This is a genomic window from Streptomyces sp. NPDC002787, assembly GCF_053592095.1.
Genome location: NZ_JBSFVC010000023.1, coordinates 67,994 through 81,265, shown reverse-complemented (window position 1 = coordinate 81,265; position 13,272 = coordinate 67,994). Strand labels below are relative to the sequence as shown.

The window sequence follows — 13,272 nt, the reverse complement described above, 5'->3', positions numbered from 1 at the left end:
TGGCGGGCGCTGTCCGGACGGCACGTTGGCCCGCGCCGGTCGTCGGTGTGAGCGTGCCAAGCCACCTCGCACCGCCATGGGGTCGTGCTCTGTTGGTCGTCCATCGTCAGTTCCCTTCGGTGGTGAGGTGCGTGCTGTTTTCGTCAGAAGTGGTCTTGGTCGGATCGGGGACCTCGACGATGTGGCCGAGGCCGAGATCGATCAATTCCTGTGCCAGCTTTGGCAGGCCGTAGGCGTCGACATAGCCGCGGCACATCGCGGCGGCTGTACCGGGGGGCGCGATCGGCGGGTAGGTGGAATGGCAGATGACGTAACCGTTGGCGGCGCGGACGCCGCCAACGAACTGCTGCACACGCCCCGGTGCGAGTGGCAGGGCGGTGGCGGCCGGGGTTGAGGATGCAGTGCCCGCAACGCCGTTCGAGGAGCCTGATCTCGCCGGTCTCCGGGTCTCCGACCGCCGTAGCGTCCCCCGCTTCGCGGCCGTCGAGGTCCCGGCACTTCTCGCCTGGATGGGGTCTGCGGATCATCCCGCCGCCCTGCCGTCGGCGACCACCCTGGCGCGGGACAAGTCCTCTGGGCTCTGGAGGGTTCCCGACTCGTTGATGCGCGAGTACAGAGCGGCCTCGTCCTCCACCGTGGCGGCGCTTTTGTAGTCGATGACGAGTAGTGAGGCCCTGCGCTCGAACATCAAGCGTCCAGTGTCGGTCAGCCCGGTGAAACGGACGTACGGGCCGTCATCGGTGGCTTCGGTGGCTTCGATATACGTCGGCTTGAACCAGGAGGCTGGCACCGCGAACTGACCGCCGAACCATTGCTGAGCGGTCGTCAGGCGCTGTTTGCCGTCCACGCAAGCCTTGTGCGGGGCACCGGTGCTGTAGACGTCCTCGGTCGCGGCCGTCCAGTTGGGATTGCTGCGGTCGGAGAGGTAGAGGACACCAGGAACGGTGCCTTCGAGCCAGGACCGGATGAGCTGGATGCGCTGCCTCGGCGTCCACTGCTCTCCTCTCTGGTAGGGCGGTGAAAGGTCGATCTCTCCGTCGTTGATCTCGCGAACCAGGACGCGGGCGGGCGTGCTGGTGGGGCTCAGCGTGGTGTGCGTGAGCGGGGCGGTCGTCTGAAGGGTCACGCCTGTCCTTTGGGTTCGTCGGGTCGGCTGAGTGGCAGGTCTTCTCGGATGAGGCCCTGGCGCATCGGCCGGCTGTCGCCGAGGTTTAGACCGAGTTCGGGATAGTGGTGGGCGACCTCTTCAGCGGTGAGCGGGGTCGTCTCGACAGGGATCTCGACGTAGTGAGGGTCCCCCGGCTTGGGCGTCCAGGGCTTATCTGGCTGGACCCGCCAGATGCGCGTCACCTCGCCGCGGAAGACGACCACCAGCAGCTTGACCTTGGGACGCTGTTTGGGGTCGACGCGCCACCAGCGGGCGTCGGCTTCGCGCTGGACGGCACCACTTTGACCGGTCTCGCCGTAGGGGCGTCCGTCCACATCGACACCAGCGGTGTTGCGGTAGATGACGATGGCGATGTCATCGAGGCGGGTACGGCGCGAGACGGTGCGGGGGTCGAGCCCCAAGATGGCAGCGGCAGCCTTGACCCCGCCGGCCCCCTCGATCAGGGCCCGGGTGGCCCTGGCTCGGCGTCTGGCCAGCTGGCGGCCGTTGCTCTCCTCCTCCAGATCCAATTCGCGTAGTTCGGCGAGAGGCACCGCGATCCGGCTGTCGGTGTCGTGCTTGGCGATCATGCAGCGTTCTCATCTCTGACGCGTTGGGATGTGTCAGACTCTGGCAGGTCACCACACGCGTGGTCAACTCTGACGCATCTAGATGTGTCAGAGTGTGCGACGTCCCACGATGCCTGGCTCCCTGGGCCAGCGGATCTTGTTTACAGCCGAACTCACGCTCCCGGGACCTCTGTGGCGGACCGTGCCATAGTGGTCCCGCACCACGTTGTCCCCGCCAACGCGGGGGTGTAGCTCACCAGTTCACGGGGCTGTTGTCAGCGGCCGCCGATAGCGTGAGCCACCACGCCCGGGGGACATGTGCCGGGCAACCCATCTGCCCGTACGACACCAGGACACCGCATGACCGTGGACCCGCAGGCCGTCATCTTCAAGTCCCTCGGCGCCTACCTCAAGCCTGGCAAGAGCTACCACAGCCCGCTCCCGGCCGACCTAACGCCCTGGTACTGCTACACCGTGGACGGCGGCCACAGCATCGTCGTCGCCCTGGACACCGGCGGCTTCGGCGAAGCCCCCAGCCGACAGCAACTGGAGGAAAGCCTGTGCCCGGCGCCGGTGAAATCGGTGCTCCGCGCCGATGTGCGATGGCATGACGGGTTCCCCATCTGCAAGCTCCCGTACGACCCAAATCTCGGCCTGGTCACTCCCGAGGAAGATCACGAGTACGACGTCGCGCCAGCTGCACCGCCACGCATTTCGCATCCGCACGAGTTCGCCGTCGGCGAGCTATACAACCCGAATCGCACCAGCTGGACCGACGGCCAGGCCGAACTCCGCCTCGTCCCCGAGGGCGTCGAGTTCGCGCTGTTCCTCGCCGACCCGGCCCCACACGAGGTGAACGCCTTCCGCAAAGGCAACGCCGAGTTCGCCATAGTCCCCAGCGATCACGTCCTGATGTGGTGCTACCGGTTCGTGAACCCGAAGTCGGGCAATCCCCAGAACCAGGGCCCGGGAATCCACTGGTCGGACGCCCCCTGGTCGTACCACATGCAGGCCAACCGGGTGCCCGTCGTGGTCCCCGGAAACCGCGGTACCAGCCTGCCCCTGTACCTGTACTTCGTCGATGCCGCGACCGGCATCCTCAAGGCACAGCGGCTCATCGGCCCGTCGATCGAGTTCGCCGACGCCCTGCGCGACGCGGTCGAGCGGCAGGCGGCCCTGCCGCCCAGCCAGGACGCGACCGCTCAGGAGATCCAAGCGTTCTACGGCCGGCACGCCACGACCGAAGACCTGCTGCTGCACGCGACCGCGCGGCACGAGGCCCTGCGCGACTAACGGCGCGGAACGCCGAACTGGTCAGTGGGGCGATCGTCCGGTGTCCGCTCCAGCAAAGTACGTGCGGATTGAACGGTCAGCAGCACTAGTCGGCCGGTCCCTGAAGTCTTTTCGTGCGCAACTGAACTCTTCGGTGCCGTCCACCCCCTGTCGGACGGCGGCCGATCGCTCAATCCCTGAGTCTCTGACCTGCGCACTGAACTCTTCCGTGCGCAGGTCCGGCCGCAGTTCCTGCGCAAGAAACTGTTCAGTACGTCGAACGCCGCTGCACCGGCGTGTCGTCCGCGAGGCTGCGACCTGCGGACTGAACGACCGGATGCGCCGACCGAACCGTCCACTGAACTGTTGCGCAACTGAACTCTTCTCTGCCGAGCGCGCTACGGTGTCAGCGGCGCTGCGGGCCCCGCGAGCTGAGCGAACTTTTGCGCCAGGGCCGCCCTGGGGAGAACCTGGAATTGTCCGTTCGGGACCGGTCAAGGCGGGAGTCACCATGATCATCGCCAGAAGCCGGGCCGTCGCGTTGCTCGCCGCAACGGCGACCGCGGCGACTCTCACGGGTGCCACCGCGCACTCCTCCGCACCCTCAACCACGTGGGATCAGGCATGTCCAAACGCGGACCCAAACCTCGTGGTGGCGGAGGCTCCGGGCTGGGAGGGCATGTACGACGCGTTCGGCAACCGGGCTGGGACCTGCACCATCATCAGGAACACGTCGCCCGCAATCCTATGGATATCCGTCCAGAGCCCGAACTGGGTGGCCTTCCTGGACGGCACCAGGGGAGACGACCCCCGCGGAAGTCTGGCCGCGGCAGCCGGCGCTCAAGCGGCGGGCAGGCAGGCCGATAACCTCACACAACAGCCCGTCCTCCGCGACGGATACCTCGTGATCCACCACAGCCCCTCAGCGCCGTACTGGATCCAGGCGGCGGACGAGTCGAGCCAGGTGAAGGCCGAGTTCGCCATCCAGCTCACCCAGTTCGCCTACGACCGACTTGCGGAGGACGAGCGGCTCGGGAGGGGGTTCAGGTTGCACAGGAACATACTGGAGTGCGCGACCGCGGCGAACGATTTGCGCAACGATCTGCTCGCCGAGGGCCAGCCGGTCACGTTTGATGGCATCTTCAACCAGCTCCAGTCGGCGCACCAGACGGCCAGCGCCTGCGAACCGGTGTACGAGGCCGCGAAGCCGCCGAAGGTCGCGAACGCCCTGGACACACCCCAGGCCAGCAACGCCCGGAAGGCGCTGCAGAAGGTCAACTCGTGGGTCGACGAGTGGGCCGACTTGATCAAGTTCGGCAAGGACGTTGTGCGGGCCGTTAGGTGACACCTGTCGGGCCAAGCTCGTTGGACGACGCATGAGCATCCCATCGCCCGACGCCCTCGCCTCCATGCTGCCGGTGGTCCTCACCGAACTGGAGCGCAAGGACCACAAGCGCCACCGCCGCGACGGCATCCCGCTTCTCTTCGCGTTCCGGACGCATGAGGTCGCCCCCGGCAGGACAGCCCTCGTCCGCACGGTGGTGCCGTCGTCGTGCTGGCGCAGGGAGACGGCAGGCCTCTACGACACCAATCCGGCCGACGACTTGGAAGCGGTGGCTTCCGGCCTTCCCGACATGCCGGAGCCAGCCGGCCGCACCGATGCGTTCGGCCGCCGTCTCGACGTCCGTACGGAACCCGACTGCCGGACCGGTGTCGGTCGGCTGCGCGCTGTGGGCGCGAGCGTGGATGTCGGATGGCGGCCGATCGTTCAGTCCCTGTGCGTTTGACCTGCGCACTGAACTCTTCGGTGCGCATCCCGGAGCGCGGATCCACGCACCCATCCGTTCAGTACGGCTGCCGCCTTGGAGAGTGCGGTTGTGATGATCAATGCGCTGGCGCCCCGCCGGACATCGGAGGGCCCGCGTACGGCCCTGGGGCGCCGGGCTGCCACCACATGGGGTCGTCCGACAGCTTCACGTGGAACGCCTGGAGCATGCGGTCGGCAACGACGCAGGCCTGCTGCGGCTCCATCGGTGGCAGCGCGTACAACACCATCTCGCGGGTGGCGGAGACGGTGCAGCGTTCCTTGAGATTGTCGTCAAGCAGTGCGCCCAGCAGGAGGGCGGAGTTCACAGGCAGGGTCATGGTGATCTCACCTGTCGCCTTGTCCAGATGCACGGTGTGCCGTACGTGTCGGTCAGACAGGAGCGTGTGCAGAGCCCTGGTTGTCTCCTCGGCGTTCGGCGGGCCCTCGATCTCGTCCAGGTCGGCCGCCATCAGTTCGCCGAGCGTAGGCTCCGGGGGGTCGTAGGAGAGGTCCATGGCCCGAGAGACTAGCTGTGCGTCGGGGCTGCCATGCGGACTGAACGATGGGGCACGCCAGGTGAACCGTCGACTGAACTCTTTCGTGCGCGACTGAACTCTTCACTGCGGTCCAACAAGCCCGTCCGGCAGCGAATGTGCGGGCTGCTGCTTTTCCTAGTAGGAAAAGCACGCGGGGAGGGGGTAAGTTACCGCCTGCGCCCTACCGGCGATCTAACCAAGAGAATCGTAAAGGCGCAGGTCAGAGAGCACATTGGACTGGTGAGCGACTCCCGCTCGCCGTGATGACGGAGGTAGTCCCGCGTGCCCCTCGCAACCAGTGTGTTCGAGTTCATCGGCGCCTGGATCAAGTGGCTCTCCTGGCTGGGCGTCGGCGCCGGCGCCTGCGCGTTCGCGGCGGGCCTGTGCATGACCGCCATGGGGCGCAATGCAGAGGACCCTCACCTCGCCCGGCGTGGCGTGGGGGTCGCTGTTACTGGCTTCGCCGCCGCTGCCCTGTCCGGATCCGCGTCCGTACTGGCCCGCTGGCTCTGGCCCCTCACCGGCGGTGGAAGGTCCCCCGGACATGGGAACGCCTCGGATGACGGGAGCCCGTGGTTGACCGGCATGCTGCTGTGGGGCGGGCTTGGCCTCGGGGGCCTGGCGCTGGCCGCTCTCGGCGGCTGGGGTGTGTGGCGGCTGCGCGGCCGTCGGGCGGCGAAGCGGCGCCGGTGGAAGGCGCTGGAGCGGGAGCACGAGGCGGTAGCCGCGGCGTACGGGCACTACCTGGGCGACGTGCTGGAGTGGCTGGACCGGCCGACGCTGAATGACGTGGGTGTGTCGCAGACCGCGGCTCTCGTGGAGGCGCTCGCCGCAGCGGACGATGCGCGGCGCAGCGAGGACGTCGACCGATACCAGCGAACCGTGGCAGCGCTCAGCACCGCCTGGAAGGCCGCTGACGACCACGCTCGCAAGGCGGGTCTGCGGCACCTGGAGCCCGCCGAGCGCCGCACGGTCGAGCAGGCCCGCAAGCTCCTCGCGACCGCGTTGGACAGCTCCGGCAGCGAACATGAGAGGCGCAGCGCGTACGCCAAGGCGCGCGACCTCCTCGACGGGGTCCTCGTTGTGCCGCCGAAGGCCATCGAGGTGCTGGAGAACAAGCATCGCCTGGCCCTCGCCCCCAAGACGGCCTGACCCCACCTGAAGGCTCGGATATGCCCCGTTCCCGCAAAAGAGCTGCGCCGCCCCCGGTGACCCGGGAGAAACGGCCCGTCCGGAAGCCGCCCGAGGACTCGCCGCAGGTGTTGGCGGCCGCGCTCTACGAGCTGCACGTCGCCGCCGGCAAGGACGAGGAGTACCTGGAACGCTGGCCCGGGGATGCCGACTTGCTCGGGGTCCTCAGGTTCGCCCAGGAGTACGCCGGGGCCCTGAAGGGCGAGGCGTTCCAGACGGCGGCAGTTCTGCGCATGCAGCTGGCCGAGTGGCTCCGCCTTGCGGCCGATCCCTTCCAGCTGGCGGCGATCGACGACGCCCGTACCGGGCTCCTCGCATGGGAGGAGATCGCCCGCAAGCTCGGCTACTTCAGCCGGTCCGGGAACCCCAACCCGGGCAGCGCGAAGAATCTGCGCGATCGGCTGTACGTTGCGGTCAACGGCGAGCCCGGTGACCGGCGGCAGCCCCAGGTCGCTCACCTCATCGACCGGCGTGAATCGGAAAAGCGCCTCGCGGAAGCCCGGTTCATTGAGGCCGGAGAAGCTCGATACGCGGAGGTCGACGCGGTCGCGCGGGCCCTGCTGGAGGGGTACGAAGCCGGGGAGGTCCTGGTCGACCCGGACGATGACGGGTACTGGTGGGAGGAACTCGCTGGCGCGGTCGACGACCGCCAAGGCCCCGCCGACCGGGCCCGCCTGGCGGTGTACATGGGAGCTGTAGTCCGACAGACCTACGCGTACGCGAAGCGCACCAACCAAGACCCAGCCCGCACAGACACATCCCGGAGCCTCCTTGTGAAAGCTGCCGCACTTTCCGGCAGTGGGGCGTCGTGACGCGGCTTGGACGGCCCGGAGAGAGTGGCCTACGTGAAGGAAGGTCCGTGCCTCTGCTGAGGTACGGACCTTCCTTCAAGGACTACGGCCTCATGGCCTCGCCGTCCTAGGCATACGCCAGGAGGATCAACCCGCACATGAACGCGGCCATGACGAGTACGCCGATGAGGCATGACCGCGCCCCAGCCATGGCCTGGCGTCCCGCATGTGCCTGAAGTCCCCGCTGCACTCCACGAGCCACAGCCCGCTCGATATCCGCATCGTCCACTCAAGTCCCTCCCAACGTGTCAGTCGGCTCCGATCAACAGCTGAAGAGGGGGCTTTTAATCCCCGGCCCCGTCGCCATGCGGCACGCTCGGAGCCGCAGCGTGGGCCGAACTTGTATCGCGCGATACAAGTTCCTGCGGCAGGCAAAGTCGTATCGCGCGATACAACTTCCACTGGGGAGAGTCGTATCGCGCGATACAAGTTCCTACGCTTCCGCCTGGTCCAGCTGTTCCAGCGTGGCGTAGATCTGGTCAGCAATCAGCCTCGCCACTCCGGGTGCAGCCTTTGTTGCCTCCACGACTCGGGCGGGGTCGAAGCTGCCCGGGGCTGCTTGGAATTTGAGCACCGGCGCCGACTTCTCGTCCGATGCGTCGTCCTCCTGTCCCTTCCCATCCATTGGACTCAGCCCAAGGGCGTCCCGGATCTTCAGCAGGTTGGTCGCAGAGGTGTCACCAGCCTCGACGGCGGCCTGCCACAGCTCGACCAAGCGTTCCGGGTAGTTGATGAGCACCGGGGTGAGTACGTCGACCTGACGCACCCCCAAATCCCCGTAGTCCAGTCCGAGAGCCTCGACCAACGGCTGCTCGTTGACCATCCTGTACGCGTGCTGGCGGGAGATACCGTTGCCTCGCTGCCAGGCGCTCCATGATCGGTAGGGCTTCTTCGTGGTGGGGTCTTCGATGTGACGCCACGACTGCGTACGGTGCACAAGTCGTACGGCGGGCCCGGCGTAGTGGAAGTACGCCTCGCGTGCCCGCTTGTTCATGGCGTCTTGCAGGACCTGGGCGGCATTGATCCGCCGCTCGCACGCCGTGATGATCTCGCCCGGCGCTGCGGAGTCATCCGGCAGTGCTGCTTCCAGGGCCTGCTGAATGGCCGGGCTCAGTCCTTCGGATACCGCATTCGGAACACGCAGGGCCACCACTGGCCCAGCACTTGCCTCGCCCGCCGCGCTGCCCGCGTGGGTTTCCTGGGCATCCTCAGGCGTTGTCTCGGTTGACACTTCGGCGGTGGTCCCTGCCGCACCTTCGGCCGCGCCTTCCGGCTTCTGGTCGCCAACTTCTTGGGCCGGTAGAGGCACTGCGCTGGGCGGGGTAGCGCCGAGAAGGGGGTCGAAATCGTCGAGGGTATTGCGGTAGGAGCTCATGCGACCAGCCCCATCTCTTCGGCGACGTCCTTGTAGTGACCGACCTCTGTCGGGATCTCAGTGACGGCGTCCTCGTACTCGACGAGGTCCGGGACCTCAGCCGTCATGAGAGGCAGGCCGGCTTCCATGAGCTTGTCCCTCATCGCCTTGTTGTGTGCGACGCGTGCGTTCTTGACCCGCGTGAAGAGAACCCTCACAGGGATGCCCTTACGCGCCGCGTCCTTCGCTCCCTGCACCGCCGCCACGAGTGTGGCGTGGATACGACGCATCTCGGCCTTGCGCGGGCTCGCCACCACCAGCACATAGTCGGCGACTGCCACGGCCGCCTTGAAGATGGCGTCGTTGTCGCCGCCGCAATCCACGATGACGATGTCATACTCAGTCGCGCGAGTCTCGATGAGGCGACCGACCTGGGGGTTGGACCACACTTCGAGATCGAAGGGCAAGCCGCCCTTCTTCTTGGCGGTCTCGTGCCAGTCGAAGCAGGTCTGGGAGGACGGGTCTGCGTCAACGACGAGGACCTTGAGGCCGTGGACGAGGTAGTAGTACAGGGCCAGGAACATGGCCAGGGTCGACTTGCCGACGCCCCCCTTGAGCCCGCCCACGACGATGCGCTTCTGTCGAACCTCGGGTTGGCGCCTTGCGGCAGGGACTGAACTGGCGCTGCCTGGCTCGCCGTCACCGGCTGCGGCTTGGAGGGTAGTCTGCCTTACGTTGGTCGTCATCTGTCTCGTGCCTTCGTCAGAGGTGTCGTCGGATGCACGGCTGCGGGCCCTGCCGCCGCGTCCCGGCGGCGGGGCCCGATTCACTCGTGCGGCATGAGCGTAACCGGCTCCGGTTTGGCAGCGGCCTCGGACTTGATGGAAGCGACCCGATTGGTACGTCCGCCGGCCGTACGCAGTGCCCGTCGCAGCGGCCACAGCAATCTCACTTCTCTCTCCGGCATGGATCCGTCGTAGGTTGATCTCTGTCGCTTCGCAGATCGGTGGGCGCGCTTCAACCCGCGCTTCGGTGGCCGAGCGGCGAGTCGTTTCGTACTGGGGAGGCGTCAGTGGAGAGGCTGGATGGGGTGGCGGCCCCCGCCGCGGTGGCATGCATCGTTCTTTTGCTTGTCGTTACAGCTGTCGTCCTGCGGCGTAGCCGAGCGAACCGCGCGGCCGCGCCATCCACGGCCGCCGAACGAGCAGAGCTGTCGAAAGCGCGCCGCGACGCATGGCGTCGGGGCCTGAGCATGGTCGCCCTGGGCGCTGGCTGCCTCATGTTGTTTGCCATCGCCGGGACCGCTGGCTGGCTCAGCTTCGCCGCACAGCGGGGCTACGCGCACAGCCGTAATGGCGGTGACTGGGATGCTGCTACAGGCTTCGCCCTGCTCCTCGACGCCGGGACGCTGGGCCTGAGTCTCTTCCGGTTCTTCGAAGCCCTCACCCTGCGTTCCAGCGGACTGACCCGCCTCCTGCTGATCGCGTTCGTTGGGGCCTCAGCAGCAATGAACTACCTGCACGCCCCGGCCAATGAGAACGGCGTCGTCGACTTCGGGAGCCGCTTCGTCGCAGTCGTGCCACCGCTTGTCTACGCCGTGCTGCTGGAGATGCTCCTCTTCAAGGTCGAGCAGGTCATCATGGGCAAACGACCAAAGCGCCGGAAGGATAAGGAGCGCGGTTACAGCTTGTTGCTGTGGGTCCCATTCGTGGGTTACCCACGCGAGATGTGGGCGGCCTGGCGAGCAGACCTCCACGACACACTGAAGAACGTACGCGCCCCTGGCTCACTCAAGTCGGCGCCAGCCGGGACACCCGATGCCGCTCCGGACATGGCAGAAGCTCCGACTCCGCCCGCTGTAGATAAGCGGCCGACCGTCCGGCCAGCAACAGCGTCTGCGCCGGAGGAAGCCGTGACTGGGCCTCCTCCGCCCGTGGTGCCTGCCAAAGCCTCCACCCCGCCGACGCCGTCACCTGACTCCGAGGCCATCGCGCCTCTCACGCCCTCTACGGTGGAGCGGGCGCCTCGCGAGGCGATGCCAGCGCAGCGTGCCGAGGAGAACCCGTCTCCCGCAGGGTCGAAGAAGCCCCCAACGATGAAGCAGCTGCTGTTCGAAGGACTAGTTGAGGAGATGCGCCAAGGCGTCTGGGACGCGGTCTCAGAGGATGCAATCACCAGGAACGCTGCCTGGGTCCGGGTGAACACACAGCTGGGCAAGGACCACGGTCGGGACGGTCTCATGGCTTACGACTCGGCACGCAACGCCTTCCGTGAGCTCACCTCAGACCTCCACCGCGCAGCGGAGCGGATTCGAGGAGAGCAGCGGGACACCGCAGTACATCGCCGCTCCACTGACACGGAACGGGAACCTGTGCGAACGCCGGTCGCTGCGACGCTGCCCGAACTGGGCGAGAGCCCCAGCAGCGACCGCGAGCAGCAACCTGTGAATGCGTGAGTGCGGCAGCATACTCGCCCCCGCGCTTGAACGGTACGACCTGGATCTTGACGTGCGGGTTGGAATGGTGCTCGGACAGATCCGTGCCGGGTTCTACGACGGGGTAGTGGCGCTCACCCACTCCGTCATCAGCCCGCACCACGATGAGTACGCCCACCAACCGGACTCGTTACCGGGGGGGCACTGCGGGTTCCTCGCCCTGGTCATTCCGGAAGTTGAGCCATCGGGAGGCCGCGGTGATGGGTCGCGCAGCGCCGGGCGCCGGCACCGTCTTACGCCACGCAGCGGAACCCGGTGTCGTTGTCCTGCATAGTGGCGTCCGCGGCGTTCTGTAACGCTGGCGCAGCGCGCTCGAATGGGCTGGTGAAGGCCGAGCCTTTCAGCTCGTACCGGCCGTTCCCGGGCTCCTCCTCAGTGGAGCACCACTCCCACACGTTGCCGCACATGTCGAACGCGCCGTACGGGCTGACGCCGGACTGGTAGCGGGAGACGGACGTCGTCGCGTCGATGCCCGTCTCGGCCACGTTGCACTTCGCGGCTGTGGGTTCGTTGCCCCACGGGTAGATGCGCCCCCTCGGGCCGCGGGCCGCTTTCTCCCACTGCCGGGAGGTGGGCAGGGCTTTCCCGGCCCAGCGGGCGTACTTGACGGCGTCATTCCATGTCACCCACACCACAGGATGAGTGGCCAAGGTGGTGGGGCAGCGACCGTTGGGCCAGTGCTTCGGCGGCAGGTGCCCGGTGGCCCGAACAAACCGCTCGTAGTCCTCGTTGGTCGTCGGGTAGACATCGATGCGGTACGCCTCCAGCCACACCGAACGGTTGTCGGGGCCGGAGAGGTAGATGCCCTCCTCAACGAGGGTCATAAGCTTCCCGTCCACCGGGTGCCGGCTGGTGGTCGGCCCCCGGCTCAGCAGTTCCTCAGTGCGCTCATGGTGCTCGACGGCGGCCTGCTCAGTGAGGAGCGCCGCGAACCGCTGCTGAGCGGCGGGATCGGCCTGCGCAAGGACGGTGTCGAGGGCCGCCTGGTTGGTGATGCTGACTTCCAGCGTCGAGCCACGGCCATCCCACCTGGAGACCTGGCGTGCAGACACACCAACCAGGTCGGCGAACGCCTTGACGCTCTTACGCAAAGCCCTTCGCAGAAGACGGGCCTCGTGGCCGGTCCACTCGCGTACCCCCGTCATGGTTCCCTTCTACAAGGTCTCGCCGGGGATCGACAGGTAGGCCGTGCGGAGCTGGCTCAACATCGGGTTCTCGGCGGGCAGTTCCGTCTCGTCGACAGCGACTATGGCCCGGACGCCGATGGAGGTGTTCGTCGCGAAGGCTGCCGCCATGCCCTTGGCCTGGTCCAGGGTGACGGTGGTGACCCGGTGTTCGGCGTGCTGCTGAAGCAGTGCCATGGTGACGCCGGGCAGCACTGGGGCCTGCGGCCACACCACGGTGCCGTCGTGGTCGACGAAGCCCACATTCCACGTCCCGCCCTCGCTCACCAGCCCGTCGCGGCCGACGAACAGCGCGTCGTCGAACCCGGCGAGCTGCGCCCGCTGGCGGGCGTACAACGCGCCGAGCAGTCCCACGTGCTTCACCTCGGGAAGGTCACGCTCGTACGTCACGCTCATCGCGCGCAGCGGAGCCGGGGGCATCGCGCCGGCGCCCCGCACGGACACCAGGACGCGAGGCTGATCGGCGTTCGCCGGGTGCCCCATATCGACCGCCGGGTCGTAGATCGTGACGCGGACGACGCACGGCTTCTGCTGCCCGTCCAAGACCTGGCGGACGTAGCCGCGGACGCGCTCTGTGTCGAGGTCGGCATTCCAGACGGTCTTGCAGTCCCTCACGAGGCGCTCCATGTGCAGCGAGAGACCGCGGATAGAGCCGTCGGCGTCCACGCGCATGGACGTGAAGTGCCCCAGGTTGACCAGGGCCAAGGGCAGCAAGTCGTCAGCGGATACGGGCTTTCCATCGAGTGTCACCATGCCGCCCAGCATGTCAGGACGGACATCATTCGCGGCACCCGATTCGTGGTTACTGACGGGTCAACGTCATCAAAAAGTCATTCCCAAGCCCCTAGCGGGGGGTGTTCTCTGGTC

14 protein-coding genes are annotated in these 13,272 nt (G+C 67.1%); 6 read left to right on the top strand and 8 right to left on the bottom strand.

Annotated features, from left to right (window positions below):
* Positions 1-106: 106 nt before the first annotated feature.
* The 3 genes from ACWD26_RS29525 to ACWD26_RS29515 form a co-directional block, all read right to left on the bottom strand.
* A complete protein-coding gene (locus tag ACWD26_RS29525; RefSeq protein WP_451274992.1) occupies positions 107-352 on the bottom strand; it encodes a hypothetical protein in 246 nt (81 codons plus the stop codon).
* Between the two features lie 171 nt (positions 353-523).
* Positions 524-1,126, bottom strand: a complete 603-nt coding sequence (locus ACWD26_RS29520; protein WP_451274991.1) for a DUF262 domain-containing protein — start codon at positions 1,124-1,126, stop codon at positions 524-526.
* Positions 1,123-1,737 carry a hypothetical protein gene (locus tag ACWD26_RS29515; RefSeq protein WP_451274990.1) on the bottom strand — a complete coding sequence of 205 codons (615 nt, stop codon included), beginning with the start codon at positions 1,735-1,737 and terminating at the stop codon, positions 1,123-1,125. The genes ACWD26_RS29520 and ACWD26_RS29515 overlap by 4 nt, the downstream gene beginning before the upstream one ends.
* Before the next feature lie 339 nt (positions 1,738-2,076).
* On the opposite strand from ACWD26_RS29515, the gene ACWD26_RS29510 reads away from it, so the two are divergent.
* The 3 genes from ACWD26_RS29510 to ACWD26_RS29500 all read left to right on the top strand — a co-directional run bounded on the left by ACWD26_RS29510 (position 2,077) and on the right by ACWD26_RS29500 (position 4,775).
* Positions 2,077-3,009: a hypothetical protein gene (locus ACWD26_RS29510; protein ID WP_451274989.1), complete on the top strand. Its 933-nt coding sequence runs from the start codon at positions 2,077-2,079 to the stop codon at positions 3,007-3,009.
* A 490-nt stretch (positions 3,010-3,499) separates the two neighbouring features.
* Positions 3,500-4,333, top strand: a complete 834-nt coding sequence (locus ACWD26_RS29505; protein WP_451274988.1) for a hypothetical protein — start codon at positions 3,500-3,502, stop codon at positions 4,331-4,333.
* Positions 4,334-4,364: 31 nt separating this feature from the next.
* On the top strand, positions 4,365-4,775 hold the full coding sequence (locus ACWD26_RS29500) for a hypothetical protein (RefSeq protein WP_451274987.1): 411 nt from the start codon (positions 4,365-4,367) through the stop codon (positions 4,773-4,775).
* A 97-nt stretch (positions 4,776-4,872) separates the two neighbouring features.
* On the opposite strand, the gene ACWD26_RS29495 is transcribed toward ACWD26_RS29500, so the two are convergent.
* The gene (locus tag ACWD26_RS29495; protein WP_451274986.1) at positions 4,873-5,310 is read right to left on the bottom strand and encodes a hypothetical protein; all 438 of its coding nucleotides are present in this window, start codon (positions 5,308-5,310) and stop codon (positions 4,873-4,875) included.
* A gap of 303 nt (positions 5,311-5,613) precedes the next feature.
* On the opposite strand from ACWD26_RS29495, the gene ACWD26_RS29490 reads away from it, so the two are divergent.
* Positions 5,614-6,483 (top strand): DUF2786 domain-containing protein, encoded by an 870-nt coding sequence (locus ACWD26_RS29490; RefSeq protein ID WP_451274985.1) that lies wholly within the window; start codon positions 5,614-5,616, stop codon positions 6,481-6,483.
* 56 nt (positions 6,484-6,539) lie between these two features.
* Entirely contained in the window at positions 6,540-7,334 is a 795-nt protein-coding gene (locus tag ACWD26_RS29485) for a hypothetical protein (protein WP_451274984.1), read from the top strand.
* A gap of 472 nt (positions 7,335-7,806) precedes the next feature.
* On the opposite strand, the gene ACWD26_RS29480 is transcribed toward ACWD26_RS29485, so the two are convergent.
* Together ACWD26_RS29480 and ACWD26_RS29475 are read right to left on the bottom strand one after the other, a co-directional pair.
* Positions 7,807-8,748: a hypothetical protein gene (locus tag ACWD26_RS29480; protein ID WP_451274983.1), complete on the bottom strand. Its 942-nt coding sequence runs from the start codon at positions 8,746-8,748 to the stop codon at positions 7,807-7,809.
* Complete coding sequence (locus ACWD26_RS29475; RefSeq protein ID WP_451274982.1) at positions 8,745-9,473, bottom strand: ParA family protein; 729 nt, start codon at positions 9,471-9,473, stop codon at positions 8,745-8,747. Before ACWD26_RS29475 ends, ACWD26_RS29480 begins: the two co-directional genes overlap by 4 nt.
* Positions 9,474-9,799: 326 nt before the next feature.
* On the opposite strand from ACWD26_RS29475, the gene ACWD26_RS29470 reads away from it, so the two are divergent.
* Entirely contained in the window at positions 9,800-11,182 is a 1,383-nt protein-coding gene (locus tag ACWD26_RS29470; protein ID WP_451274981.1) for a DUF2637 domain-containing protein, read from the top strand.
* A 272-nt stretch (positions 11,183-11,454) separates the two neighbouring features.
* Here the strand turns inward: ACWD26_RS29470 and ACWD26_RS29465 are convergent, their stop codons facing one another.
* Together ACWD26_RS29465 and ACWD26_RS29460 are read right to left on the bottom strand one after the other, a co-directional pair.
* Positions 11,455-12,366, bottom strand: a complete 912-nt coding sequence (locus tag ACWD26_RS29465) for an SUMF1/EgtB/PvdO family nonheme iron enzyme (RefSeq protein WP_451274980.1) — start codon at positions 12,364-12,366, stop codon at positions 11,455-11,457.
* 9 nt (positions 12,367-12,375) lie between these two features.
* Positions 12,376-13,158 (bottom strand): aminotransferase class IV family protein, encoded by a 783-nt coding sequence (locus ACWD26_RS29460; protein ID WP_451274979.1) that lies wholly within the window; start codon positions 13,156-13,158, stop codon positions 12,376-12,378.
* Positions 13,159-13,272: the final 114 nt, after the last annotated feature.

Coding starts and splice junctions, on each gene's coding strand:
- ACWD26_RS29515 (WP_451274990.1), bottom strand. CDS start 1,737: ATGATCGCCAAGCACGACACCGACAGCCGGATCGCGGTGCCTCTCGCC.
- ACWD26_RS29480 (WP_451274983.1), bottom strand. CDS start 8,748: ATGAGCTCCTACCGCAATACCCTCGACGATTTCGACCCCCTTCTCGGC.
- ACWD26_RS29510 (WP_451274989.1), top strand. CDS start 2,077: ATGACCGTGGACCCGCAGGCCGTCATCTTCAAGTCCCTCGGCGCCTAC.
- ACWD26_RS29505 (WP_451274988.1), top strand. CDS start 3,500: ATGATCATCGCCAGAAGCCGGGCCGTCGCGTTGCTCGCCGCAACGGCG.
- ACWD26_RS29500 (WP_451274987.1), top strand. CDS start 4,365: ATGAGCATCCCATCGCCCGACGCCCTCGCCTCCATGCTGCCGGTGGTC.
- ACWD26_RS29460 (WP_451274979.1), bottom strand. CDS start 13,158: ATGGTGACACTCGATGGAAAGCCCGTATCCGCTGACGACTTGCTGCCC.
- ACWD26_RS29465 (WP_451274980.1), bottom strand. CDS start 12,366: ATGACGGGGGTACGCGAGTGGACCGGCCACGAGGCCCGTCTTCTGCGA.
- ACWD26_RS29475 (WP_451274982.1), bottom strand. CDS start 9,473: ATGACGACCAACGTAAGGCAGACTACCCTCCAAGCCGCAGCCGGTGAC.
- ACWD26_RS29495 (WP_451274986.1), bottom strand. CDS start 5,310: ATGGACCTCTCCTACGACCCCCCGGAGCCTACGCTCGGCGAACTGATG.